Raw genomic sequence first — 20,803 nt, 5'->3', positions numbered from 1 at the left:
GCCGGGCGGGACCCCGTCGCGGCACGGCCGGCCAGAGGGAGCACGTCGGGAACTGCCCGGCGCCTGGTGGGGTCACCGGGCCGGTGGCCAGGCGGCTGGGCTCTGCCGCCGCCGCAGGCTGTTGGAGCGCTGGGCGTACCAGCGGGTGCAGTAGGTGCGGGGGCGGCCTGTGGAGTCGGGTAGTGGCTGGGCGCAGACGGGGCAGTGGCCGGTTTCGATGACGGGGGCCAGGCGGTCGAGGAGTCGGCGGACCTTGGTCTCTTCGTCTGGTCCGTAGGGGATGGCGTCGGCTTGGCAGTTGGTGAGGAGGTCGGCGGTGACGGCGCGTAGGTCGGTCAGGTTGCGTCGGCAGGTGCCGAGGAGGTCGAGGTAGTCCTCCACGGGCCAGGTGGCGAGGACGGCGGAGCGGGTGAGGTAGAGGCCGAGGGTGTCGATGCGGTAGTGGTCGGCGGTGTCGAGGAGGAGGTAGCCGAGGAGTTGGTTCGCGGTCGCCTTGGACATGCCCCGGGCGAAGGGGTGCTTCGTGCTCTTGAAGTCGACCAGCAGGCCGTCGGCCACGAGGTCGGCGTCCGCGGTGATCTGGGCGCCGGGGAAGGTCGGTCCGCCGGTGCAGTCCTCGGCCCGGGTGCGGGTGCGGAGCGTCTCCAGGGGGCTGGTGGTGGCCAGGTAGAGCTGGTGGACGACGTCGTCGACCATGTCCTGGTGCGGCAGCTCCAGGAGCCGTGCGAGGGTGAAGCCGACGGGATCCTCCATGGCGGCGAGGTAGAGCGGGGTGTCGGTGAATCCGTAGGAATTGCGGGCCATCACCTGGTACCAGGCGGCGGCGAGCAGCATGCGGGCCAGGTGCGTCTCTTCGTCGTGGGCGCGGTCCATCGGCAGCCCGCGGCTGTCGAGGTCCAGGGCGCGCACGGTCTGGGTGAGGCGTGCGGCGAGTTCGTTGCCGACCGCGCGCATACGCAGCCCTTCGCCGCCCCAACCGAGCCGGCCGGTCAGGTCGATCCCGGCCTCCGAGGCCAGGTCGACGGGCGCGGCCCGGTGAAGGCGAGGCGCAGGCGTTGGTCGATCGCGGTACCGACCGTGCCTGCCTCGGTGCCGACCCCAGGTCCTGGCAGCAGGACTTGGTCGCTGCGGTGCTGGGCGCGGAAGGACTCGCGCAGCGGCCGGGGGCCGGCCGACAGTTCTCGGTCCAGGAACCGGCGCAGCGGGGTGCGAGGACTGTGCAGCCCCGATGTCAGGCTCATGTGTGGAGCACCGCCCTTGCTGAGGAGGTACCGCCCGAGCGGGGCGGTAGAAGTCGTCAGGCAGGACGCTATGAACGCGCGCTGACACCGTGTCGCCCACACGAGGGACATGCGAGGCGCCGAGGGCGCAGGATTCACCTGGGCGAAGGACAATGCGGCAGCATGCGCCCGCCGTAGCCGTCACGGGCAGGCGTCACCGCGTGACGCCTGCTGAACGCGAACGGCGGCGCCAGGCCCTGGTGCGGCAGCGCAGTGAGCAGTACCGGCTGTCCGCTCTCTTCCGGGGTTGGAGCGGGGCGTCGCTCGCGTACCAGGTGCGGCCGCACTCCGGGCAGCGGGAGCGGGGCCAGGGGTGCCGGCGCCCTTCAATGAGCGCGGCCAGGGCCTCGCCGCCCGCGTCGATCGCCGCCCGGCAGGCCCGGTCCTGACGCCAGGCCCTGCTCCTGCACGCCGCCGACAGTACAGGCGGCTGCGCCGTGCCCCGGCAGGCAGACGCTCACCGCACTTGGCGCAGCGCGGGACGTGTCGTGTGGCCACCCCTCCAGCGTGCTCCCAGCGGCGCCCTGCCGAAGGGTCAGGGGGTGTCGCCGGTCCAGTGGAACCGGTCGGGGTCGGCAGGGCGGGGTTCGTAGTGGGCGCGCCCGCCGGGTCCGTGCAGCCCGTGGGGAGCAATGAGGGCGGCGCCGGTGGCGCGGTCGTCGGCGCTCCAGCCGGTGACGTCCAGGAGCAGGCCGTCGAAGGGCCGCCGGCAGTTCGGCGTAGTCGTGCCCGGGGCGGGGCCCGGATCGGGGGTCGTCGGGATCCGCGCCGTAGACGCGGGGGTGCGGGTCGCTCATGGGCGTCAGAGTGGCAGCCGGGCGCGGCAGGCGGGGCAAGATTCAGCAGCCCTCACCCATCTTCGAATGCGTGAACGACTCCCTGCCGCCTGATCTTGCCCGGTTGCGCGTGGTCGAGACCTTCCTCGATCTCCAGCTCCAGGCGGTCCGCGCGGAGAGCGCCCGCCAGGAGGGCACAGCGGATCCCGTCTCGCCCCCGACTGCGCCCGCCCGGCCGCCGTGGCTTGTCGAGTACGACATCAGCACCGCCCGGCGCCCTCTCCAGGTGCACGTGGAGGACTGCGCCGTCACCGGGCCGCGCACCCGCCGGGTCTCACAGGGTGAGGCGCAGCGGTGGGTGGTCGAGGTGGGGGCGTGCCAGTTCTGCCGGCCGGACGCACTGCTGGGGGTGCCGGAGTAGGCCCGCGGCGCGGGGGATGGTGGGCAGGGTCGTCCTGCGCTCGCCGTGGCCCTGCGGCCCGCTGGTGTTCGGCAGCGGCGGAGGGCTTCTGTCGCGCCTGGCACGAGCGTCGAGTCAGCGGCACGCGGACCGGCATCGGGATGCTGCGGCCGAGACTCTGTTCAAGGCGCGTCTGGAGCAGCACGATCCGGCCCTCGTCTGGGTGAAGCCGGAGGAGTTCGGCGAACGGCTACACCGTCAGGGCGCCATGACGAGCGTGGGAACGAAGTTTGCGCTCAAGCGGTTACGCGACAAGGTGAAGGTGGCAAACCCGATCGACCCGCCGGCCGAACAGCTCACCGACACCCCGCACGAGCGCTGACCTGCCCGACCGCGCGCGCCGGCAGCACTGCCCGGGTGCCGCCGCACCTTAAGAGATCGTCGCGCTTGGTGATCAATCAACGCTCCGTCACGCTGGAAAGGGCTGTCGGTGGACAATCCGCGTGCGCCAGTTGATCAGGGTGCGGAACACTGTGCTGATGAGCTCTGCAGCCTCCCAGACAGCGCAGGAACGGGCCCTTCGGCATGTCGCGGAACTGGCGTCGGGCCCTCCGATGGACCCGGCATTGCGGGTGACCCTCAACTTCCACCCGGACCGTCTGCTGCACGGCAAGCCGATCCTGGACGCTATGGCCGAGGGCGGCGTCTACCACTCGCAGTTCGTCACGGGGACCAGCAACGGCGGCCTGACCGCGCATCCAGGCGGCGACCGGTGGCGCTGGGAGAGCCGGATCTTCGACGGGGCGTACGACGAAGCGACCGCTCATGAGCGGCCCGTCTACGGGGCGTTGAACTTCCGTCGCAAGCCGGTCGGCGGGGCACCGCGGTTCGGCTCGGCCCACTTCCGCCTGACGGCCCAGACGCTGACGCGGAGCACGTTCTGCTACCCGGACAGCTTCCTCGAACCGTCGGATTTCGGTGTCGCGGCCCGCATGGGGCTTATCGAGCTTGCTTGCGCCGATCGTCAGGACGAGCTTGACGACTACATCGAGGCGCAGGTGCACGCTTCGGTCCAGCTGCCATGCGATGTGGAGGCGCTGGTGCTGGACCCCTGTTACCGAGGCACGCGGGTCGAGGACGCGGCTCTGCGCCTTGGCTGCCCGGTGGAGTGGCACCCCGGATTCCGACTTGCGGTGGAAGAACTCCGACGTCACCCCGACTACCGCGGCCAGGAATACGTCGACTTGGGCATGCAGATCGCGGTCGACGGCATGCTCGATCCTCGGATCATAGGAGACTCCGCACGCGCCGGCCTCTATGACCCCCAGGCGGTCAAGAAGGTGTGGCACTACCTGGCGCGATTCGGGGCCCTCTGGAAGGCCACGGACAGGTCGGTGGCTCCGGCACGGACGGAGGAGGCTGTACTCGATGGCCTTCGTTGAGGGGCTGGTGCGGGAGGCGCTGTGGGAGTTGTTCCGGGCTGTGGGACCGCAGCTCCCCACGAGGCTACAAGGCGGGGGCCGTCGACGGGGCGACGATCGTGCTGTGCTCGCCGCGATCATCTTTGTCGCTACGTCAGGGTGCACCTGGCGGCAGCTGCCGCCAGTCTTCGGAACCTCATGGCAGACAGTCCATCGGCGGTTCTCCGAGTGGACCGCGGCGCGGGTGTGGGCGAAGCTCCATCGTCTGGTGCTGGACGAGCTCGGCGCCCGCGGGGAGCTGGCGGGTCGAGGTGCGCGATCGACTCCGTGAACATGCGAGCCCTCAAAGGTGGGAGCTGACAGGCCCGAATTCTGTCGATCGCGGCAAGAAAGGCTCAAAGATCCACTTGATTGCAGAACGGACGGGTCTGCCCATCTCCATCGACATCTCTGCCGCCAACACCCACGACAGCCAGGGTCTCGAACCCCCTGTCCGAGGCATACCGCCCATCCGCTCTCGCCGTGGGCCGCGTCGCCGCCGTCCAGCCAAACTGCACGACGACAAGGGCTACGACTACGACCACCTGCGGAAATGGCTCCGCTCTCGGAACATCACGCCGCGCATGGCGCGCGAAGGCATCGAATCCTCCCGGCGTCTCGGCCGTCACCGCTAAACCGTGGAGCGGACGGTGGCCCGGCTAAACGGGTGCCGTCGTCTGCACCGCCGTTACGAACGCAAGGCCGAACACTTCCTCGCCTTCGCCGGCATCGCCGCCACCCTCATCTGCTAACGCAGATTAACCAACTGAGACGACCTCTGGGGCGGTGGCGATGAGTGCGGCCGGAGGACGCGGGGATCGGGGCGACGCCGGCCAGGTGCGCGAACGCCCCCTCGGACCGCATGCGCTCGGGGTTGTCGCCCGCCGATGCGAGGAGCTGGCCGGCGGTCTCGGGGCCGACGCCGAACAGCTCCAGCAGCTTCGGGGCCGCTTGCCTGACCAGGGGGCTGATCTCGGTGTCCAGCTCGGTGATCTCCTCGTCCAGGGCCTGGTGGCGGCGGGCCAGGCGCCGTAGTGCCGCCCGGGTCGCCGCCAGCGGACGGGACAGGTCGTCGCCGGGACGCAGCCGGGCCAGGGTGCGTATCAATGCGGCCCTCTCCAGCCCCGCGACCTGCTCGCGCAGCATCGCGGGGGCCGACACCAGCAGGCCCCGGATCTGGTTCATCGCCTGCGTGCGGGCCTTGATCGCGCTGCGGCGGGCGGTCCGCAGCACTCGCACCGCCTCGACCACGCCCTCACGGCTCTTCGGTATGCCGGTGGCCCGCCCGGACAGCACGGCCGTCGCGGCGCCGTAGGCGTCGATCGGGTCGGACTTGCCCTTCATCCGCCGGGTCCTGCGGCCCGGCCGGTCCACGTCCACGACCGTGACTCCTGCCGCGGGAGGCGACCTCGGCCTTGCCGCATGAGCCGTTCGCGGTGACCAGGACGAACGACAGCAGCAGCACGGTCATGGTGAGCAGCGGGCCGACGAGGTTCTTGACCGCCATGCCCTCGTCATCGTCGGCGTTGACTAGCCGCGGGCGCAGCCAGCGGTTGGCCGCAAGTCCCGCGAGCAGGGCCAGGGCGGCGACAACGATGACGAGAACCACAGGGGCACCTTCGGCAAGAGGCAGGCAGATTCCTGCGTGCCGGTGCGGCACCCGGAAGGAGGGAAACGTTCACTCGCCCCCACACGAGGGACACCCCATCGCCCAGGCAGCCCACCGAACACGACGGGCCACATGCCGCAACCGGCTACCACTGAGTCCCGGGCCGCCATCACAGACGGAGCGGTCAGGGCCGTCGCTGGGGTGATGCTCTCGGGCCCCTTCCCACCGGGGGATCCTCGCTGCTGGTGGGTGCGTCACTTTGCTTCTCGGCCCTCCCGTGCATCGCGTGGGCTGCCCGGCCGGTCGTCGACATGGAAACCCGGTCGTCTCACCGTGCCAGCGGCGGCGATCCGCGGGCGGGAGGAGGCGGTACGGCCGGCAGGAAGGGCGTCTCGCCGTCGGCAGGGCGGCGCGGCGCCGGACGTCGCGTGTGTGGTGCCGGTCGGCACCGGCTCACCGGAGGCCCGCGAGTCCTCTGCCTAGTGGGGCAGGCGTCCGGTGAGGGCTCCGTCCGGGTCGTCGGGGAGGGCGATGCGGGCGGTGACGCTCTTGCCGACGGTTTGGCGTCGCACCTCGAAGGCCCGGGTGACAGCCATCACGATCTCCAGGCCGTGCTGGCCGACGCGGGTGGGGTCGGGGGCGCACGGTGTCGGCAAGACGGGTTCGCTGTCCCAGACGGTGATTTCGACCAGGTCGCCGAGGATCCGAAGCCCGAGCATCACCGGTCCCGGTGCGTACTTGCAGGAGTTGGTGACCAGTTCGCTGACGATCAGCTGGGTGAGGTCCATCGCCCGGTCCGACACCGGCAGGCCGTGCACGGCCTGGACCCGGGTGAGGAAGTCGGCGGCCAGACGGCGGGCGGTGGCGATGCAGCCCGACTTCCCGTCCAGGGCGGCGCTGAAAGCGGGCTCGCTGGTGGCCATCTCACTGTCGCCGGCTGGTATGGGTGTCGTGTCGTCCATGATCCTCCCCGATCGTGTCTCGGCGTCTACCTGCGCCGAGCCGGAGCAGGCGGGGAGCGGTCCGCGCCGTTGTGCAGCACGAGGAGGCATCCTACGGCCAGGCTGCGCGGCGGTGCGCATGTCGGGGATGGCGTAGTGCGCTGGCAGGGCCGTCTGTCTCGCCTGCGGCCGATGGCGGCAGGACGGCTTCAGCCTCGGGTAACGGCTGCGAGGGGCCCGCGCTTCACAAGAACATGCTGGTCAGGCGGCAGTGGATGTCAGGGAACGGCACCGGCCTGGCGTTCGCGGCGGGGGGTGTGCCACGCTGGGCGGACAAGAGACCGAGTCGGCGCCGCAAGGCCCGGCTCTTTTGGGTTCGTGGACGTTGCCCCCACCCCGGGCATCCACGGCCCGCCATAGTCGTCGGCCCCGGACGTACGGGCCGCCTCGTCTGTGGGCTCACCAACCCCCCGCCGGAAGGGGGCTCGCCCACCATGAACATCACCACCGACATCCACGGCACCAGCGCCACGTTAACGCCGCACGGCGACATCGACTTCCAGCACCTCGACCAGCTGCGCGCCACCCTGCACCGGCTCCCGCCCGCGGTGACCGCCGTCGCCTGGGACCTGCGCGACGCACACTTCGTCGACGTCGCCGGCCTCCACCTGCTCAACACCGCAGACGCCCCCGCACGCGCGACCAGCCTCACCCACCTGCACCCCCAGCCCCGCAGGCTGCTCACCATCGCCTGCGAACTCTTCCCCGACGCGGACTTCGACCGCTACCTCCCGGACGCCGGCGCACCGCACGCTGCCTGACGACGCCGGCAGCCCTCACCTGACCACCCGCCCCGGCCCTGGCCGCGCCGGAAGCAGTTCCGGTTGGCGGGGCGTTCTTGAAGCGGCAGGCCCGCAACGGGCGCGGCCGGAGTGCGGCACGCTGTGGTGCTGGGCTACACCGGGCCCGCGGGCAGTCCGCGGCAACTCGTCCTGCAGCTCCCCAGCGGGAAGCTTGTCCTGTCCTATGTACTCACCGAGACGCTGGTCCGAGCCCTGGCAACCTACCTGACCGGCCCCGGACCCCACGCCGCTCCCCGACGGCAGCACCTACACCAGCATCAAAGCCTCACTCATCGCCGAAGTCGACCTCCGATAGCCGAGCGGCGACATTGTCGACGTGCTGCCCCTGTACTGAACTGGCCCCATCCTCTGCGGTGGCTGCGCCGTGGGGGTGAACACCACCGTGCGTCCCTCCGCGGCTCGCGTCTTCACGCGGCACGATGGCGGCCACATCAGACCTCTCCCGAGTGACGTGACCGCGCCCCGGGGCTCCCCGACCCCCGTGCGGAGGCCCCGGGCACCCATCCTTGTGCGAGCAGACCGTCCCGAAGGCGCAGGACACGATGGCCCTGGCCGGCTTCCCCCTCCCCCATGGACCCGTCCTCGAGGCCTACACCGAACACGGCGTCCAGGTCCTCGTCCTCTACGGCGCGCCGACCACGCCCACCGCCACGTCCTGGAAGCCGCGTTCACCGCCGTCCGGGCCACCGGACGGCGCCTGGTCGTCGACGTCACCCAGCTCACCTAAGCCGGCGAGACCCTCCACGGCCTACTGCTCACCACCCGCACCCGCACCCGGCTCGTCCTCGTCAACACCCTGCCACCCGTCCTGCACCAGCGGATCGCCATCGCCGGCACCCACCGCTTCCGGCCCACCGGCCCCAGCATCGCCGCCGCCCTCTTCCTCGTCCGCACCCTCTGAACCCCCAGCGGCAGACGAGCGGCTGGACCCCGCGCCGCACCGGGTGACGCGCAACCGGCCCCCGGGACGCGACTCCCAAGACCACGGTCAGCGCGATACCGAAAGCCCGGTGCAGACCCTCCAGCCCCTCCGAGACCAGATGGGCCTCGGCCTCCAGATCACGCGAACCACGCAGCAGACCATCCGGCTGCCAGCCCACCAGCACACCCTCGCCATCGGCATCGTCGCCGGTCGACCCGTTCAACCGGCCGCCCCATCGTGGTGACTTCGGGTTGCGGGTGCCTCTTTACACCGGCATGCGCACCGCGTTCGACCAGATCGGCCTCCTGCCCCGCCAACTGTGGACCAACCGGGTGCTCGACGAAGCCCGCGAGACGGCCGACCCGATCTGCCTCGTCCGGCTCTTCGGCATCCACCCCAGGATCGCCGTGAAGTACGTACAGACGGCGCACCCCGACAAGGCGCTGCCGCGGATCCGCTGAAGCTGGGCGCCCCGTTTGGTAACCCGGCGCAAGCGGCCGCGCCCTAGGTTGACGCGGCCCGGCAGCGACAGCGACAGCAACGGGGAGGTCTGGAACATCCGGACGGTCCCGCTCGCGGATGTCGCTCAGGCCGGGACGGTTTCCGTCGCCCTATCCGTCGTGGCCGCGCTCCCGGCGGCGAGGTAGCGCTCGGCGTCCAGGACTGCGGCCGCACCGGTGACCGCGGCCGTGATGGCCTGGCGGTAGGTGTGGTCGACGACGTCGCCGGCGGCGAACACCCCGGGCAGGCTCGTTCGCGTCGTCGGGGACGCGACGGTGACGTAGCCCTCGGTGTCCAGGGCGAGCTGGTCCTTGAAGAGCTCGGTGCGCGGGTCGTGCCCGATGGCGATGAACAGCCCCGTCTCGCTCAGTTTGCGTGTGGTGCCGGTGAAGACGTCGCGCAGGACGACGCCGCCGAGCATGCGTTCGTCTCCTTGATCTCTGTGATCTCGCTGTCGAAGGCGAAGGAGATCTTGTCGTCGGAGAAGGCCCGGTCCTGCATCACCTTGGAGGCGCGCAGGGTGGAGCGGCGGTGGACGACGGTGACGGAGCGGGCGAAGCGGGTGAGGGAGGTGGCCTCTTGCATGGCGGCGTCGCCGCCGAGCACGACGATGTCGCGGTCGCGGAAGAAGAACCCGTCACAGGTCGCGCACCAGGACACGCCCCGGCCGGACAGCTCATCCTCCTTCGGCAGGTTGAGCTTGCGGTAGCCGGACCCGGTCGCGATGATCACGGTCCTGGCGCGGTGCACGGTGCCCGCGGAGTCGGTGAGGAGCTTGATGTCGCCGGTGAGGTCCGCCTCGATGACGTCGTCGTCGACCGTCTCGGCGCCGAACTTCTCGGCTTGGGCCTGCATGTTCTCCATCAGGACCGGGCCGTAGACGCCTTCGGGGAAGCCGGGGAAGTTCTCCACCTCTGTGGTGGTCGTGAGTGATCCGCCGACGAAGATGGAGCTGCCGAACACCAGGGGCCTGAGCTGGGCGCGGGCGGTGTAGAGGGCGGCGGTGTATCCGGCGAGGGTGGAGCCGATGTGACGACCTCGCGTATCTCGCTCACGCCGTCGCCTCCGGCTTCGCCGGGGCGATCTCGGCGATCAGGCCCTCGACGAGGGTCTTGATCTCGTCGCGGATCGGGCGCACGGCTTCGACGCCCTGGCCGGCCGGGTCGTCGAGCTTCCAGTCGAGGTAGCGCTTGCCGGGGAAGACGGGGCAGGTGTCGCCGCAGCCCATGGTGATGCACACGTCCGACTCCTTCACCGCGTCGATGGTGAGGATCTTCGGCGTCTGGGCGGAGATGTCGATGCCGACTTCGGCCATGGCCTCGACGGCGGCCGGGTTGACCTTGTCGCCCGGGTTGGAGCCGGCGGAGCGGACCTCGACGCGGTCGCCGGCCAGGTGGGTCAGCCACGCGGCGGCCATCTGGGAGCGGCCGGCGTTGTGGACGCAGACGAACAGGACGGACGGCTCGTCGGCCATGGTGATCGTTCTCTTTCGTCGCAGGGCGGACCCAGCCGCCATGACTTCAGCCCTCGCTGGTATCAGCGAGCGATGATGTGACAGTATCAGCGCATGCTGACTTCAGTCGATCCTGATGTGATCCGGGTGCTGGGCGATCCGCTCCGCCTTCAGATCGTGACCCTGCTGGCGCGCGAGACGCTCTGCACGACGCATCTGGTCGAGGAGACTGGAGCCAAGCAGACCAACCTGTCCAACCACATGAAGGTGCTGCGCGAGGCCGGGATCGTGGAGACCGAGCCGTGCGGCCGCTTCACGTACTACAAGCTCAAGCCCGAGGTCCTGGCCGGCCTGTCCGAGCAGTTCGCCGCACTCGCCGCCTCCGCCCGCACCGCCGCCGAGAACAAGAGGGCCTGCCCGTGACTTCCACCGAGCCCACCACCGCCTCCGCCCCGGCGGGCGGCGGGGACGCCTCGATCGTCAAGAAGCTTTCCACCCTCGACCGGTATCTCGCCGTGTGGATCCTGCTCGCCATGGGCGTCGGGCTCGGCCTGGGCCGGTTGATCCCGGGTCTGGGCGACGCGCTGTCGAAGGTCGAGGTTGGCGGCATCTCGCTGCCGATCGCGATCGGTCTGCTCGTGATGATGTATCCGGTGCTCGCCAAGGTCCGCTACGACCGGCTCGACTCGGTCACCGGCGACAAGAAGCTGATGGTCTCGTCGCTGGTCGTCAACTGGGTCGTCGGCCCGGCCGTGATGTTCGCGCTGGCCTGGATCTTCCTGCCGGACCTGCCCGAGTACCGCACCGGCCTGATCATCGTCGGGCTGGCCCGCTGCATCGCCATGGTGATCATCTGGAACGACCTGGCCTGCGGCGACCGCGAGGCCGCCGCCGTCCTGGTCGCCCTCAACTCCGTCTTCCAGGTCATCGCCTTCAGCCTGCTCGGATGGTTCTACCTCGACCTGCTGCCGCAGTGGCTGGGCCTCGGCAACGGCCAGGGACTCGACGTGCCGGTCTGGCATGTCGCCCTGAACGTGATCGTCTTCCTCGGCATCCCGCTGGTCGCCGGATTCCTCACCCGCCGCATCGGCGAGAAGAAGCTGGGCCGCGAGCGCTACGAGTCCAACTTCCTGCCCAAGATCGGGCCGTGGGCGCTGTACGGGCTGCTCTTCACGATCGTCATCCTCTTCGCCCTCCAGGGCGACGCGATCACCTCGAAGCCGCTGGACGTCGTCCGGATCGCGCTTCCGCTGCTGGTCTACTTCGCGGTGCTGTTCTTCGGGAGCTTTCTGCTGGGCAAGGCCATCGGCTTGACCTACGAGCGCACCACCACGCTCGCCTTCACGGCCGCGGGCAACAACTTCGAGCTGGCCATCGCCGTTGCCATCGCGACGTTCGGCGTCACCTCCGGCCAGGCCCTGGCCGGGGTCGTCGGTCCGCTCATCGAGGTACCGGTCCTGATCGGCCTGGTCTACGTCGCGCTCGCCTGGCGCAGTAAGTTCGCCCCGGACAGGGTGACGACGGCTCCGTGACACAGCACGCGGATGTGGTGGTGGTCGGCGGCGGCCAGGCAGGGCTCGCCGCCGGCTACCACCTGCGCCGCCAGAGCCTCGACTTCGTGATCCTGGACGCGGAGGCGGCGCCGGGCGGGTCCTGGCAGCACATGTGGGACTCCCTGCACCTGTTCTCCCCCGCGGAGCACTCCTCGCTGCCCGGCCGCCTCATGCCCGCCCAGCCGGGCGGGACGTATCCGGGCGCCGGGCACGTGGTGGACTACCTCGCCGACTACGAGAAGCGCTACGACCTGCCCGTGGCGCACGGCACCCGCGTGCACGCCGTACGCCGTGACGCGGACCGGCTCCTGGTCGAGGCGGACTCTGGCAGCTGGCGGGCACGTGCGGTCGTCAGCGCAACCGGCACCTGGTCGCGGCCGTTCCTGCCCGCCGTCCCAGGCCTTAGCGTCTTCACCGGCCGGCAGCTGCACACGGTGAACTACCGCTGTCCGGCCGACTTCGCCGGGCAGCGCGTGATCGTGGTCGGCGGCGGGAACTCCGGCGCGCAGATCGCCGCCGACCTCGCCCTGGACGGCCGTGTCGAGGTGACGTGGGTGACCCAGCGCGAGCCGCGGTTCCTGGCCGATGACATCGACGGCCGGGCCCTGTTCGATGTCGCCACCGCCCGCCGCCGCGCCCTGGACGCCGGCCACACCGACACCGGCGGGGTCGCCTCCCTCGGCGACATCGTGGCCGTGCCGCCCGTCCGCGCAGCCCGCGGCGCCGGGCTCCTGACCGCGAAGCCGATGTTCGCCCAGCTCACGGCAGCCGGTGTCCGGTGGGCCGACGGCAGCCGGAGCGACGCGGACGCGGTGATCTGGTGCACCGGTTTCCGCCCGGCCCTGTCCCACCTTGCCCCGCTGAACCTGCGGGGTCCGCGCGGACACATCACCACCGACGGCACGCGGGCGCTGGGTGAGCCGCGGCTGCACCTGCTCGGCTACGGCGACTGGACCGGCCCGGCCTCGGCCACTCTCATCGGCGTCGGCCGCACCGCCCGCGACGCCGCCCGCGCCATCGCACAGCTGCCCTGACGGGTCAGGTGATGGCGGGGCTGCGGCGCTCGACGAGGACGACGTCGCGCCAGAGGCCGTGATGGCGCCCGATGCGCTCCCGCGTACCGATGACACGGAAGCCGGCCCGCTGGTGCACGGCGAGGCTGGCGGTGTTCTCGGGGAAGATCCCCGACTGGATCGTCCAGATCCCGGCCCGTTCCGTGGAATCCACCAGCGCCTTCAGCAGGGCGGAGGCGACGCCGCGGCCCCGGGCGGCCGGGTGGACGTAGACGGAGTGCTCGACCACGCCCGCGTAGGCGCACCGGTCGGAGACCCGGCTCGCAGCCACCCAGCCCAGCAAAGTCCCGTCGGCGTCGACGGCGGCGAAGCGGTGCTCGGGCAGCTTCGCCGCGTCGAATGCTTCCCAGGTGGGCGCGACGGTCTCGAAGGTGGCGTTCCCCTCGTCGATCCCGGCCTGGTAGACGGCCAGCACCTGCCCCGCGTGCTCCGGCAGCAGCGGCACGATCACCGCGCTCGCAGATCCGCTCCCCACGACGTTCCCCTCTGGTCCTGGTTCGCTCAGGCCGCGGCCGGCAGGGCCAGCAGCTTGCCCATCGCCGCCAGCACGGACGGCTCGACGCGGTAGTAGACCCAGGTGGCACGCCGCTCGGAGGTGAGCAGCCCGGCCTCCTTGAGCTTCTTCAGGTGGTGGGACACGGTGGGCTGGGAGACGCCGACGTCGGAGATGTCGCACACGCACGCCTCGCCTCCCTCGTGGGAGGCCACGGCCGAGAAGAGACGCAGGCGGACCGGGTCGCCGAGCGCCTTGAACATCCGCGCGGCGGTCTCGGCCTCCTCGGCGGTCATCGGCCGCTCGGTCAGCGGCGGGCAGCACGGCACCACGCCCTGGGCGTCGGCGGGTGCGAGCAGCGGCAACACCTTCGTGTTCGACATGCGTCTATGTTGACACATGTCGAACCAGTGCGGGGAGGCCCGTCACCGGCGCGCGAGGTGGGCGGCCAGGTGCCGGGCGATCCGCCGTGCGTCCCGTCCGACGCCGCGCAGCGAGTTCGACGACAGGCTGCGCTGCCACTCCAGCCCGACGAACGCCAGCCCCGGCACACCGGTGGCGAGGCCCTCGCGGTGCCGGCGATTCCCGTCGGCGTCGAGAGCGCCGTCGAGGCCGGCGAGGTAGGGCAGGTCTGGGCGGTAGCCGGTGGCGAGCACGATCGCGTCGACCTCCTCCCGCTGCCCGTCCGACCAGACGAGCTCGGCCCCGTCGGCGCCGGTGAACACCGCCCGCCGGTCCGGCCGGCCTGCGGCCAGGGCGGCCCGGTAGCGGCCGTCATCGAGGACCGGCTGCGCCGGCGGGCGTAGCAGGAGGCGGCCGAGAGGTGCGGTGTCCAGGCCGGTGCGGGCCGTCCAGAAGTGCAGGTCGCGACCGAGGATGCGCTGGGGCACGAACTTCACCGGGGCGCGGGTGGCGAGCGTGACCCGTGTCGCCTCGGTGAGCTCGGCGGCGATCTGCACCGCGGAGTTCCCGGCCCCGACCACCACCACCCGGCGGCCGGAGAAGGGGGCCTGGCTGCGGTAGTCGGCGGCGTGCAGCACCTGCCCGGTGAACTCCCGAAGGCCCGGCAGCGCGGGGCGGTGCGGGTGTCCGAACGTCCCGGAGGCCGCCACGGCGGCTCGCGCGGAAAGCCGGCCGCCGCCTTCCAGCTCCACTGCGAAGACATCCCCGGTGCGGCGGACCGCGGTGACGCGGCAGCCGGTGCGGATCTCGGCGTCCAGGCGGTCGGCGCAGGCGGTGAGGTAGGCGACGACCTCGCCCCGGTGGGGGTAGCGGTCCCGGTCCGCGCCGGGGAACGGCATCCCGGGCAGGGAGCTGTACCGGGCCGGCGAGAACAGCGTGAGGCTGTCGTAGTAGTGCGGCCACGACCCGGCCGCCCGGTCGGACGCCTCCAGCACCACCAGCCGCAGCCCGCGCCGGAGCAGCGCATGGGCGGTGGCGAGGCCGGACTGGCCGCCGCCGATCACAGCAACATCGATGGGCTCCATCAGCATACCTCTGGTTCGACAAATGTCTATGTTGACGCTCATCAATACAGGTGCCATGCTGGGCCGCGCAAGCCATCGACAGATGTCGAAACACGCAAGGAGTTCGCCGTGAACGCGCCCGCCACCACCGAGCTGCCCGTCCTCGTGATCGGAGCCGGCCCCGCCGGACTGGCCGCCGCCGCCCACCTCCTCGACCAGGGCATCGAACCCCTGGTCCTGGAAGCCGGGCCCACCGCCGGCGCCGCGGTGCGCCAGTGGTCCCACGTGCGGCTGTTCTCCACCTGGGGCGAGGTCGTCGACCCGGCCGCCGAGAAGCTCCTGGCCCCCACCGGCTGGACGCGGCCCGACCCGGCCACCTACCCCTCCGGCGGCGACTGGGCCGAGCAGTACCTGCAGCCGCTGGCCGATGTCCTCGGCGACCGCGTGCGCACCGGCGCCACCGTCACCGGTGTCTCCCGGGCGGGCCGGGACCGGATCGTCGATGCCGACCGCGACGCCCAGCCCTTCGTCGTCCACGTGACCCACGCCGACGGAGCCGAGGAGCGGCTGTTTGCCCGCGCGGTCATCGACGCCTCCGGCACATGGACCACCCCCAGCCCCGCCGGCGCCAGCGGACTGGCCGCACTTGGCGAGCGCGCGGCCGCCGACCGCATCACCTACCGCGTCCCCGACATGAAGGATCCGGCCGTCCGGGCCCGGTACGCGGGCCAGCGCACCGCCGTCATCGGCTCCGGCGCCTCCGCCTTCACCGCCCTCGCCTACCTTGCCGACCTGGCCAAGTCCAAGGACGGCGCGGGGACGAAGGGCGTATGGATCCTGCGCCGCGGCATCTCCGGCTCCACCTTCGGCGGCGGCGAAGCCGACCAACTCCCCGCCCGCGGCGCCCTCGGCCTGGCGGCGAAGGCCGCCGTCGACGAGGGCCACGCGGACGCGGTCACGGGCTTTCGCACCGAGACGATCGAGCGGGCGGACGACGGCCGACTAATCCTCATCGGCGAGGACGGGCGCCGCCTGGACCCGGTGGACGAAGTGATCGTGCTGACCGGCTTCCGCCCCAACCTGTCCTTCCTCGACGAGCTCCGCCTCGGGCTCGACGAACGCCTCCAGGCCCCCGTCGAGCTGGCCCCGCTGATCGACCCCAACCAGCACTCCTGCGGCACCGTCTACCCCCACGGCCACCGCGAGCTGTCCCACCCCGAACAGGGCATCTACCTGGTCGGCATGAAGTCCTACGGCCGCGCCCCCACCTTCCTCGCCATGACCGGCTACGAACAGGTCCGCTCCGTCGCCGCCGCCATCGCCGGCGACCTCGAGGACGCCGACCGCGTCGAGCTCACCCTGCCCGAGACGGGAGTGTGCGGCGGAGCCGGGCTGTTCGACACCGCCGACGCTCAGGAGGGCGATGGTGGTGGCTGCTGCGTGCCCGCACCGCAACTCGTCCGGCTCGGCGCCCCCACCGCGGTCGGGGCGTCGGCCGAGTAGACCCCTGCGGGCGGCTGCTGCGGCTCGTGACCGACCTCAGCACCCCCGCCGGGGCCGCGACCGGAACAGGGGACCGGCCGCGGCCCCGTGCCGTCCTGCCCGCCCTCTGCGCAACGCAGATCGTGAGCTGGGGCATCCTCTACTACGCATTTCCCGTCCTCAATCCCCCCGGTTCCTCAGCATGCTCGTCGCGTGGGTCGCCACGCCCAGGCGCTCGCCCCACACTCCCTGCGCCGAGCCGTCGGGGCGGTGATGGTGCTGGTCACCGCACCTGCCGTCTGCGCCACCCCTGGAGACAACGGGATGAAGGGAGAAGATCCTCGTTCCGGTGCCGGGGGCGGTCACCATCTGCGTAGTACTGATCCCTCTCGTCGCGACGATCGTCTCCTCCTGGGCGTGGCCGACATGGGCAGCGATCATGGTGACGGCCCTGGCCGCAACAAGTCTGTTCCCCGAGCAGCCCCGCTGGCGCAGCCTGCTCGCCGGGTAGGTGTCCAACGACGAGAAGGGGCGCAGCAAGACGCGAAGGAAGACGCACTGGCCTCGGATCACGGTCAGGAACCGGACGATGAGGGCGGCGCGGCGGCGGGGGACGATCGAGCCAAACGTCGAACACTCAGCCGGAGAACCACGCTCCTTCCGCCACTCGGTACGTCGGCGAGAAAGCGCAGGTAGGAGGCATAAACACGATCCGACCGCGTCCCGCACAACGGACATGGCGCGCCCGGGACCGTGCACCGGACGTCGACGCGCACTATCGCGATGTTCACGTCCACCGACAGCACCGCCACATGTCGGACGCGGTCGGTGTGCCTGCCGGCGCAGTGGGCGGCTGAGAGTTCGTCGGCGGTCGTTGCTGCCATCGGTGGGCATGCGCCCCGAGCGGCACTCTGGCTCATGCGCGTGAGGTAGAGCGGAGCGGCTGGTCGTCGCGGGGTTGTGGAGCGGCCTGTCCGGGCTGCTGCGACGTTGGGTGCGGTGGTCGGGGTCGCTGGGCCGCGTGGTCGAGGTGCGGCGCGCGCGGACCCGTGGAAGATGAGAGAGGCGGGAAAGCTGGCTCCGCTGCTGCTGAGTATCCGTGGAGCGGATTCTGTGCCTTCGGGGAGGCCCTTCTCGTCCGACTTCCACCCCCCACTGGTGATTCGCGCACTGAGAGGGATTAGCCATCCCCGTATGCACGACGCGTGACGGTGTCGAGATCTTCTACAAGGACTGGGGTCAGGGACGGCCTGTGGTCTTCATCCACGGCTGGCCGCTGAACGGCGACGCCTGGCAGGACCAGCTGAAGGCCGTCGCGGACGCCGGGTACCGCGGCATCGCGCACGACCGTCGGGGCCACGGCCGGTCTACTCCCGTGTGGGACGGCTACGACTTCGACACCTTCGCCGACGACCTCAACGACCTGATCACCCAGCTCGACCTGCGGGACGTCACGTTGGTGGCGCACTCCATGGGCGGCGGTGAGCTGGCCCGCTACATCGGCCGTCACGGCACCGACCGGATCAGGTCCGCCGTCCTGCTCTCCGCGATCCCGCCGCTGATGCTCCAGGGCCCGAACAACCCGGAGGGCGTCCCGCAGAGCGTGTTCGATGACATCAAGAAGGGCATCCTGACGGAACGTTCCCAGTTCTGGAAGGACACTGCGGTGGGGTTCCACTCCGCCAACCGCGAGGGCAACAAGGTCACTCAGGGCAACAAGGACGCCTTCTGGCAGATGGCCATGGCCGAGACCATCGAAGGCGGAGTCGCCTGTGTCGACGCCTTCGCCGCGACGGACTTCCATGAGGATCTGAAGAAGTTCGACGTCCCGACCCTCGTCGTGCACGGTGACGACGATCAGGTCGTCCCGATCGACGCCACCGGCCGCAAGACCGCGAAGCTGGTGAAGGACGCCACCTTCAAGGTCTATGAGGGCGGCTCGCACGGCATCGCGCTGGTGCCAGGCGACAAGGAGAAGTTCAACAAGGACCTCCTGGACTTCCTCAAGAACTGACTCCGCCACGCACGGCCGTGCCCCGTACCGGCCGTACGCGGCCGGTACGGGGGATCGTCAGGTCGGGCGAGGGTCTTCCCCCACCCTGCGGTTTCTCAGCGGGTCCATGACCCCAAGTCGGACGGACAGAGCATGAGTATCACGCCAGGTTTCCAGGGCCGCAGCCACCGTTTCGAGGGGCGGCTTCCGCCGGGACAGTATCCGACCGAGTCGTTCCCCGTTCTGTCGGCCGGGCCCACGCCCCATATCCGTGCCGAGGACTGGTCTTTCACCGTCACCACGGAGGGCGGGGGGACCCACCGCTGGGACTGGGAAGAGATGATGGCGCTCCCGCAGGAGGACGTCACCGTCGATATCCACTGCGTGACGCGGTGGTCGAAGTTCGACACCGCCTGGCGCGGTGTCTCCCTCGACGCGTTCCTTTCCGGTGTGGAGAGCGCGGCGGACTTCGCGGTCGTACACGGCGAGGGCGGCTACACCACCAATATGCCGCTCGAGGACCTCCAGGAAGGCAAGGCGTGGCTCGTCCACACCTATGACGGCTTCGATCTGTCGCCCGAGCATGGTGGCCCTGTCCGGCTCCTGGTCCCGCATCTGTACTTCTGGAAATCTGCGAAGTGGGTCAACGGGCTCCGCCTGACTCTCCAGGACGAGCCCGGCTTCTGGGAGTCGGTGGGATATCACAACTACGGCGATCCCTGGCGCGAGCAACGAGCGTGGAGCGACTGACCATGAGCGCGTGGCGCAGGGCCCGCCTCGTCAGGCGGCAGGAGCAGTCACGAACGGGCCGGACGCTCCTGTTCGACGTTCCCCAGTGGCCCGGTCACCTCGCCGGCCAGCACGTGGACGTACGGCTGAGCGCGGACGACGGCTATCAGGCCATACGCAGTTATTCCCTGGCCGCGCCGACCGAGGGGGACGGGATAGAGCTGGGTGTGCAGACCGTGCCCGGCGGCGAGGTCTCCCCCTATCTTGCGCGGGACCTGCCGGTGGGTGCCGATGTCGAGGTGCGGGGACCGCTGGGCGGGTGGTTCGTATGGCGACCCGAGCAGAGGGAGTCGGTCCTTCTCGTGGCGGGGGGCTGCGGCATCGTGCCGCTGATGGCCATGATCCGGGCCCACCGGCTGGAGCGGTCGACCGCCCCGATGCGGCTGGTCTACTCGGTCCGCGATCCAGCCCAGGTCTGGTACCGGGACGAACTCGCGGGCGGTGCCGCTGGTGCCACCGTCCCCCGGATCGTCTATACGCGACGCGCGCCACCGGGCTCGTCCCGGCCGCCCGGGCACATCAGCGCCCACGACCTGCAGACGCCCGAGGAGGCCGGGGCAAGTCCGGCACTGTGCTTCGTCTGCGGCCCCACCGGATTCGTGGAGCACGCCGCCGAGGTCCTGACGGGCATCGGCCACGACCCCAGCCGCATCCGCACGGAACGATTCGGCTGACCTTCCTACTCTGCTGTCTCAGGAGAACCCCATGGCCTCTCCGTCCCACCGCGACGGCAACGCTCTCGCCGGACCACTTTCGCGGGTCTTCTCCCTGGACCCGACCACCGCATGGCGGCGCTGTCCGCACTGCGGCCTCGCAGGATCACTTGCCCAACTGCGCGTCTACGGACCGGAACCAGGTTTCACCGGGCGCTGCCCGGGCTGCGAGGCGATGGCGATGCGCCTGGTTGAGCAGCCGGGGCACCTCTGGCTTCAGATGGGCGACGGCGCAGGAGCCTTCCGCTTCCCCTCCCGCTGAGGACCACCGTGGCGCAGCCCTGCGGGGCGTCAGCGTCCGCAGAGCGCGTTCCCCTGTGCCAGGCATCGGGCGAGACGTCTAGCCCGATACCCGGCAGGCATTGCTGCTGCCCCTACGAGGTGGTGGAGTACGGCGGCCGTCGTCGCTGCGATCTCTCGGGTTGGTGTCGGTGGTGGTGAGGGTCGGTCGCGCTTGTCCAGGAGTGGGTGTAGCGGGTCGGCATCCTCGCCGACGGCCCCGACTCCCCGTCCCTCGCGGTCCTGCGCGACTGGCTCACCGCCTGGGAGAACGCCGGCCGCCCCGCGGCCAGAGACCTACACGCCCGCCCTCGCTCAAGGTGCCGACGGCTGGCACCTGCGCCTGACCCGGTAGAAACCGGAAGGCCCACAGGCTCAGGGGTGGGTCTGCGGCAGGCCAGGCAACGGCGGTCGGCCTGCTGCTTGGAGTGCGGGCGAAGGAGCGCACCCTGGTGGTTGGCGGCTACACCGGCAACGGTCGGATCTGGACGTTCCAGCGCGTGAGCACCCCGTCTACCGCGCCAGCAGCCAATGCATCACCGCGTTGGCACCCCGTAGGGCACTGCACCCTGCCGTGGCCATAGCGCCAGGTATCGGATCGTGGTCCAGCCAGGCCAAGGGGACCTTCCAGCGCGGCATCACCCCGGGCGAGATCACCGCTCTCGCCCGCCATGCCGGCCTCCAGCCGACCCGAAATGCCCCCCGTGCTGCCGCTGCCTGGAGTCTGTCACGCCGTCCTGTCCAAGTCAGCGGCGTA

At 70.8% G+C, this 20,803-nt stretch carries 20 protein-coding genes and 4 pseudogenes; 14 read left to right on the top strand and 10 right to left on the bottom strand.

The window, feature by feature from the left end; all coding sequences use genetic code 11:
• Window positions 1–72 precede the first annotated feature (72 nt).
• The 3 genes and pseudogenes from JE024_RS38155 to JE024_RS41615 form a co-directional block, all read right to left on the bottom strand.
• Window positions 73–954, bottom strand: a complete 882-nt coding sequence (locus tag JE024_RS38155) for a hypothetical protein (RefSeq protein ID WP_244883559.1) — start codon at window positions 952–954, stop codon at window positions 73–75.
• A 35-nt stretch (window positions 955–989) separates the two neighbouring features.
• A complete protein-coding gene (locus JE024_RS41620) occupies window positions 990–1,241 on the bottom strand; it encodes a hypothetical protein (RefSeq protein ID WP_244883557.1) in 252 nt (83 codons plus the stop codon).
• A 574-nt stretch (window positions 1,242–1,815) separates the two neighbouring features.
• A pseudogene (locus JE024_RS41615) lies at window positions 1,816–2,077 on the bottom strand (hypothetical protein).
• Window positions 2,078–2,147: 70 nt separating this feature from the next.
• Between JE024_RS41615 and JE024_RS38150 the strand changes: the two are divergent.
• From JE024_RS38150 to JE024_RS38135, 4 genes and pseudogenes are all read left to right on the top strand, one after another.
• Window positions 2,148–2,477 (top strand): DUF6233 domain-containing protein, encoded by a 330-nt coding sequence (locus JE024_RS38150; protein ID WP_205378388.1) that lies wholly within the window; start codon window positions 2,148–2,150, stop codon window positions 2,475–2,477.
• Between the two features lie 16 nt (window positions 2,478–2,493).
• Entirely contained in the window at window positions 2,494–2,838 is a 345-nt protein-coding gene (locus JE024_RS38145; RefSeq protein WP_205378387.1) for a hypothetical protein, read from the top strand.
• Window positions 2,839–2,995: 157 nt separating this feature from the next.
• Window positions 2,996–3,898, top strand: coding sequence for a DUF3626 domain-containing protein (locus JE024_RS38140; RefSeq protein ID WP_244883555.1), 903 nt, complete (start codon window positions 2,996–2,998; stop codon window positions 3,896–3,898).
• Window positions 3,885–4,668, top strand: a pseudogene (locus JE024_RS38135) (IS5 family transposase). Before JE024_RS38140 ends, JE024_RS38135 begins: the two are co-directional and overlap by 14 nt.
• A gap of 31 nt (window positions 4,669–4,699) precedes the next feature.
• Here JE024_RS38135 and JE024_RS38130 read toward each other — a convergent pair.
• Together JE024_RS38130 and JE024_RS38120 are read right to left on the bottom strand one after the other, a co-directional pair.
• Window positions 4,700–5,314, bottom strand: a pseudogene (locus JE024_RS38130) (transposase); the annotation flags it as partial.
• 690 nt (window positions 5,315–6,004) lie between these two features.
• The gene (locus JE024_RS38120) at window positions 6,005–6,448 is read right to left on the bottom strand and encodes an ATP-binding protein (protein ID WP_205378593.1); all 444 of its coding nucleotides are present in this window, start codon (window positions 6,446–6,448) and stop codon (window positions 6,005–6,007) included.
• 512 nt (window positions 6,449–6,960) lie between these two features.
• On the opposite strand from JE024_RS38120, the gene JE024_RS38115 reads away from it, so the two are divergent.
• Entirely contained in the window at window positions 6,961–7,287 is a 327-nt protein-coding gene (locus JE024_RS38115) for an STAS domain-containing protein (protein ID WP_205378385.1), read from the top strand.
• Between the two features lie 1,221 nt (window positions 7,288–8,508).
• Window positions 8,509–8,712: a hypothetical protein gene (locus tag JE024_RS38110; protein ID WP_244883551.1), complete on the top strand. Its 204-nt coding sequence runs from the start codon at window positions 8,509–8,511 to the stop codon at window positions 8,710–8,712.
• A 125-nt stretch (window positions 8,713–8,837) separates the two neighbouring features.
• Here the strand turns inward: JE024_RS38110 and JE024_RS38105 are convergent.
• Both JE024_RS38105 and JE024_RS38100 read right to left on the bottom strand, forming a co-directional pair.
• A pseudogene (locus tag JE024_RS38105) lies at window positions 8,838–9,807 on the bottom strand (NAD(P)/FAD-dependent oxidoreductase).
• A complete protein-coding gene (locus JE024_RS38100; RefSeq protein ID WP_205378384.1) occupies window positions 9,804–10,226 on the bottom strand; it encodes an arsenate reductase ArsC in 423 nt (140 codons plus the stop codon). Before JE024_RS38100 ends, JE024_RS38105 begins: the two are co-directional and overlap by 4 nt.
• A 93-nt stretch (window positions 10,227–10,319) precedes the next feature.
• On the opposite strand from JE024_RS38100, the gene JE024_RS38095 reads away from it, so the two are divergent.
• Genes JE024_RS38095 through JE024_RS38085 form a run of 3 tightly spaced genes read left to right on the top strand, consistent with a single transcriptional unit; the run spans window position 10,320 to window position 12,792 of the window.
• The gene (locus JE024_RS38095) at window positions 10,320–10,628 is read left to right on the top strand and encodes an ArsR/SmtB family transcription factor (RefSeq protein ID WP_205378383.1); all 309 of its coding nucleotides are present in this window, start codon (window positions 10,320–10,322) and stop codon (window positions 10,626–10,628) included.
• Window positions 10,625–11,737, top strand: a complete 1,113-nt coding sequence (arsB, locus tag JE024_RS38090) for an ACR3 family arsenite efflux transporter (RefSeq protein WP_205378382.1) — start codon at window positions 10,625–10,627, stop codon at window positions 11,735–11,737. Before JE024_RS38095 ends, arsB begins: the two co-directional genes overlap by 4 nt.
• Window positions 11,734–12,792 carry an ArsO family NAD(P)H-dependent flavin-containing monooxygenase gene (locus tag JE024_RS38085; protein WP_205378381.1) on the top strand — a complete coding sequence of 353 codons (1,059 nt, stop codon included), beginning with the start codon at window positions 11,734–11,736 and terminating at the stop codon, window positions 12,790–12,792. Before arsB ends, JE024_RS38085 begins: the two co-directional genes overlap by 4 nt.
• Window positions 12,793–12,796: 4 nt before the next feature.
• On the opposite strand, the gene JE024_RS38080 is transcribed toward JE024_RS38085, so the two are convergent.
• From JE024_RS38080 to JE024_RS38070, 3 genes are read right to left on the bottom strand one after another with little or no spacing between them, the layout of a single operon-like run.
• Window positions 12,797–13,306: a GNAT family N-acetyltransferase gene (locus JE024_RS38080; RefSeq protein WP_244883549.1), complete on the bottom strand. Its 510-nt coding sequence runs from the start codon at window positions 13,304–13,306 to the stop codon at window positions 12,797–12,799.
• Between the two features lie 26 nt (window positions 13,307–13,332).
• Complete coding sequence (locus JE024_RS38075) at window positions 13,333–13,707, bottom strand: ArsR/SmtB family transcription factor (RefSeq protein WP_205378380.1); 375 nt, start codon at window positions 13,705–13,707, stop codon at window positions 13,333–13,335.
• A gap of 42 nt (window positions 13,708–13,749) precedes the next feature.
• A complete protein-coding gene (locus tag JE024_RS38070) occupies window positions 13,750–14,811 on the bottom strand; it encodes a flavin-containing monooxygenase (protein ID WP_205378379.1) in 1,062 nt (353 codons plus the stop codon).
• A gap of 108 nt (window positions 14,812–14,919) precedes the next feature.
• On the opposite strand from JE024_RS38070, the gene JE024_RS38065 reads away from it, so the two are divergent.
• The 5 genes from JE024_RS38065 to JE024_RS38045 all read left to right on the top strand — a co-directional run bounded on the left by JE024_RS38065 (window position 14,920) and on the right by JE024_RS38045 (window position 20,029).
• A complete protein-coding gene (locus tag JE024_RS38065; protein WP_205378378.1) occupies window positions 14,920–16,293 on the top strand; it encodes an NAD(P)-binding domain-containing protein in 1,374 nt (457 codons plus the stop codon).
• 1,165 nt (window positions 16,294–17,458) lie between these two features.
• A complete protein-coding gene (locus tag JE024_RS38060) occupies window positions 17,459–18,286 on the top strand; it encodes an alpha/beta fold hydrolase (RefSeq protein WP_205378590.1) in 828 nt (275 codons plus the stop codon).
• A 132-nt stretch (window positions 18,287–18,418) separates the two neighbouring features.
• Window positions 18,419–19,015: a sulfite oxidase-like oxidoreductase gene (locus JE024_RS38055; RefSeq protein WP_205378377.1), complete on the top strand. Its 597-nt coding sequence runs from the start codon at window positions 18,419–18,421 to the stop codon at window positions 19,013–19,015.
• Window positions 19,016–19,017: 2 nt separating this feature from the next.
• The gene (locus tag JE024_RS38050; protein WP_205378376.1) at window positions 19,018–19,728 is read left to right on the top strand and encodes an FAD-binding oxidoreductase; all 711 of its coding nucleotides are present in this window, start codon (window positions 19,018–19,020) and stop codon (window positions 19,726–19,728) included.
• Between the two features lie 31 nt (window positions 19,729–19,759).
• On the top strand, window positions 19,760–20,029 hold the full coding sequence (locus JE024_RS38045; protein ID WP_205378375.1) for a DUF6510 family protein: 270 nt from the start codon (window positions 19,760–19,762) through the stop codon (window positions 20,027–20,029).
• Window positions 20,030–20,803: the final 774 nt, after the last annotated feature.

It is taken from the genome of Streptomyces zhihengii (assembly GCF_016919245.1).
Lineage (GTDB): Bacteria > Actinomycetota > Actinomycetes > Streptomycetales > Streptomycetaceae > Streptomyces > Streptomyces zhihengii.
Note: the sequence above shows the minus strand (reverse complement) of the source record. Positions and strands in the feature narration are given on the sequence as shown.

Excerpts from the sequence above, each read along its gene's own strand:
- JE024_RS38145 (WP_205378387.1), top strand. The coding sequence starts at position 2,494 with ATGGTGGGCAGGGTCGTCCTGCGCTCGCCGTGGCCCTGCGGCCCGCTG.
- JE024_RS38120 (WP_205378593.1), bottom strand. The coding sequence starts at position 6,448 with ATGGCCACCAGCGAGCCCGCTTTCAGCGCCGCCCTGGACGGGAAGTCG.
- JE024_RS38115 (WP_205378385.1), top strand. The coding sequence starts at position 6,961 with ATGAACATCACCACCGACATCCACGGCACCAGCGCCACGTTAACGCCG.
- JE024_RS38140 (WP_244883555.1), top strand. The coding sequence starts at position 2,996 with ATGAGCTCTGCAGCCTCCCAGACAGCGCAGGAACGGGCCCTTCGGCAT.
- JE024_RS38045 (WP_205378375.1), top strand. The coding sequence starts at position 19,760 with ATGGCCTCTCCGTCCCACCGCGACGGCAACGCTCTCGCCGGACCACTT.
- JE024_RS38050 (WP_205378376.1), top strand. The coding sequence starts at position 19,018 with ATGAGCGCGTGGCGCAGGGCCCGCCTCGTCAGGCGGCAGGAGCAGTCA.
- JE024_RS38075 (WP_205378380.1), bottom strand. The coding sequence starts at position 13,707 with ATGTCGAACACGAAGGTGTTGCCGCTGCTCGCACCCGCCGACGCCCAG.
- JE024_RS38100 (WP_205378384.1), bottom strand. The coding sequence starts at position 10,226 with ATGGCCGACGAGCCGTCCGTCCTGTTCGTCTGCGTCCACAACGCCGGC.
- JE024_RS38070 (WP_205378379.1), bottom strand. The coding sequence starts at position 14,811 with ATGGAGCCCATCGATGTTGCTGTGATCGGCGGCGGCCAGTCCGGCCTC.
- JE024_RS41620 (WP_244883557.1), bottom strand. The coding sequence starts at position 1,241 with ATGAGCCTGACATCGGGGCTGCACAGTCCTCGCACCCCGCTGCGCCGG.
- JE024_RS38155 (WP_244883559.1), bottom strand. The coding sequence starts at position 954 with ATGCGCGCGGTCGGCAACGAACTCGCCGCACGCCTCACCCAGACCGTG.
- JE024_RS38055 (WP_205378377.1), top strand. The coding sequence starts at position 18,419 with ATGAGTATCACGCCAGGTTTCCAGGGCCGCAGCCACCGTTTCGAGGGG.
- JE024_RS38095 (WP_205378383.1), top strand. The coding sequence starts at position 10,320 with ATGCTGACTTCAGTCGATCCTGATGTGATCCGGGTGCTGGGCGATCCG.